This is a genomic window from Saccharomonospora iraqiensis subsp. iraqiensis, assembly GCF_000430445.1.
GTDB lineage: Bacteria > Actinomycetota > Actinomycetes > Mycobacteriales > Pseudonocardiaceae > Saccharomonospora > Saccharomonospora iraqiensis.
Genome location: NZ_KE387119.1, coordinates 3,375 through 6,037, shown reverse-complemented (window position 1 = coordinate 6,037; position 2,663 = coordinate 3,375). Strand labels below are relative to the sequence as shown.

Genomic DNA, 2,663 nt, shown 5'->3' with positions numbered 1-2,663 from the left:
GACCCGTCCCCGCCGGTCGCGCCGGTCCCGCCGGTGGGTTGTGGGCCGGTGTCCGGGGTGGGGCCGCCCGGGCCGAGCCCGAGGGCCTCGTCCTCGGCGAGCCCGGACGGCGGGTTCTCGGACCAGCGCCTGCGGAGCCGGTCGAGTTCGGCCGGGTCGAAGGTGGGGTCGAGTTCGCGGATACGTTCCGGCAGCGGCGGGTGGGTGGCCATCAGCGACGACAGCTTCCGCCCCTCCCCGAACAGCATGTGGCTGACGTCGTCGACCTTGCCGCTGCGCAGGTTCGACCCGGTGGGGATGCCGCCGATCTTCTTCAGCGCCCCGGTCAGCCCCTCGGTCTGGCGGGTGTACTGCACGGCGGACGCGTCGGCCAGGTACTCCCGCTGCCGCGACACCGCCGCCTTGATCAGCCGCCCGGCCAGCACCCCGATGTAGCCCGCGATCAGCGCGGCCAGCCCCACCAGCACCAGCGGCGCGGCGTTGTTGTTGCGGCCGGAGCGGCCACCACCGGCGAGCAGGATCCGCCCCACCACGGCCAGCCCGACGATCCCGGCGAGCAGCCCGATCAGCCGGATGTTGAGCCGCATGTCGCCGTTGACGACGTGGCTGAACTCGTGCGCGATCACACCCTGCAGCTCGTCGCGGTTGAGCCGCTCCAGGGTGCCGCGGGTGACGGCCACGGCCGCGTTGGCCGGGGACCAGCCTGCGGCGAAGGCGTTGATGCCCGGCTCGTGCGGCAGCACGTACAGGTCCGGCACCGGGGTGCCGGAGGCGATGGCGATCTCCTCGACGACGTTGCGCAGCCGCCGCAGCTGCGGGTCGGTGGTGTCGTCGGGCACCGGCACCCCGCCGAGGCTGCGCGCCACCCGCTGACCGCCGCCGCGGCGCAGCAGCAGCGACCGCACCAGCGACGTGATCCCGATCAGGGCGAGCGCGACGACGCTGACCGCCACCAGCGTGCCCACGGCCTCGGAGGTCGACGCCTCCCCCAGGCCGAACGCCAGCCACGCCGCCAGGTCGACCACGGCGACGATGCCGACCACCGCGGCCACGAACAGCCACACCAGCCGCGCGGACACCTTCCGCACGGCCTGTTGACGCTCGAAGAAGTTCATCGCCGACGGCCCGGTCTCAGAACGACACGTCCGGCGCCTGCCGCTGCTCCGGATCCTCGATGATCAGCGGTTCGGCCGGTCCGAAGTTGAACGCGCCGGCGAGCAGGTTCGTCGGGAACGTCTCCCGTTTGTTGTTGTAGGACAGCACCGCGTCGTTGTAGGCCTGCCGGGCGAAGGCGACCCGGTTCTCGGTGGAGGTCAGCTCCTCGGACAGCTGCGTCATGTTCTGGCTGGCCTTGAGGTCCGGGTAGGACTCGGACACCGCCAGCAGCCGGCCCAGCGACTGCGTCAACGCGCTCTCCGCGCCGGACAGTTCCTGCATCGCCCCCGGCTCACCCGGGTTCGACCGGGCCTGTTCCTGCGCCTGCACCGCACCCGTCCGGGCGGCGGTCACCTGTTCGAGGGTCTGCTGTTCGTGCCGCATGTAGCCCTTGGCGGTCTCGACCAGATTGGGGATCAGATCGTGCCGGCGCGTGAGCTGCACGTCGATCTGGGCGAAGGCGTTGTGGTAGTTGTTGCGGCGGCGCACCAGCCCGTTGTAGCCGGACACGGCCCAGGCCGCGAGCGCCCCCACCACGACCACGAGCACCACGAGCACCACGACGGCTGCCGTTCCCACTGGTTCGCCTCCCTGGGGTCGGTGGAGGCCCCAGCATAGGCTCTCGGTGCGCCCGGTGCGGTCCCGGTCGCCCGGCGTGCCGTCCCGCGTGTCGCCGCGGGTGCGTGTCCGTGGTCCGCCCGCGGCGCGGGTGTGGCACGCTGGCCGGGTGGACGCCCCGCTGGTGCTGCTGGACGCGGCGAGCCTGTACTTCCGCTCGTACTACGCGCTGCCCGAGTCGATGACCGCCCCGGACGGGATGCCGGTGAACGCGGTGCGCGGGTTCGCCGACACGGTGGCGCGCATCCTCACCGACCGCCGCCCCGCCCGGCTGGTGGCCTGCCTGGACGCCGACTGGCGCCCCGCGTTCCGGGTGCGGGCGCTGCCCAGCTACAAGGCCCACCGCGTCGCCGCCGAGGCCGACGCGCACGAGGCCGCCGACTCCGGGACGGACGCCGGAACCGGGACGGACACCGAGGAGGTGCCGGACACGCTGACCCCGCAGGTGCCGGTGATCCTGGACCTGTTGGCGGCGGCGGGACTGGCCACCGCTTCCGCCGACGGGTTCGAGGCCGACGACGTCCTCGCCACGCTCGCCGCCCGCGAGACCCGCGACCCGGTCGAGGTGGTCACCGGGGACCGGGACCTGTTCCAGCTGGTGCGCACCGGGCCGCCCCCGGTGTCGGTGATCTACGTCGGCAAGGGGTGGGCCAAGGCGGAGGTGCTGGGCCCCGACGAGCTCGCCCACCGCTACGGTCTCCCCGCCGGGCACGCCGGAGCCGCCTACGCCGACATGGCGATGCTGCGGGGCGACCCGTCGGACGGGCTGCCCGGGGTCGCCGGCATCGGGGAGAAGACCGCCGCGAAACTCATCACCCGGTTCGGGTCGCTGGAGGCGCTGCGGGACGCGGCCGCGCGCGGCGACGGGGACGTGCCCCCGCGCGCCCGCA

General features: G+C 73.7%; 3 protein-coding genes. 1 reads left to right on the top strand and 2 read right to left on the bottom strand.

From position 1 onward, the window contains the following. Positions 1–1,115, bottom strand: a 1,115-nt coding sequence (locus tag ACTIR_RS24070) for a M48 family metallopeptidase (RefSeq protein WP_154663807.1), incomplete at its 3' end; no start/stop codon positions are given. A gap of 16 nt (positions 1,116–1,131) precedes the next feature. Beyond that, positions 1,132–1,734, bottom strand: coding sequence for a LemA family protein (locus ACTIR_RS0117540; protein ID WP_084789597.1), 603 nt, complete (start codon positions 1,732–1,734; stop codon positions 1,132–1,134). 148 nt (positions 1,735–1,882) lie between these two features. Between ACTIR_RS0117540 and ACTIR_RS24065 the strand changes: the two genes are divergently transcribed. After that, positions 1,883–2,663 (top strand): 5'-3' exonuclease (locus ACTIR_RS24065; protein WP_034240735.1); only part of this gene is annotated, 781 nt, incomplete at its 3' end.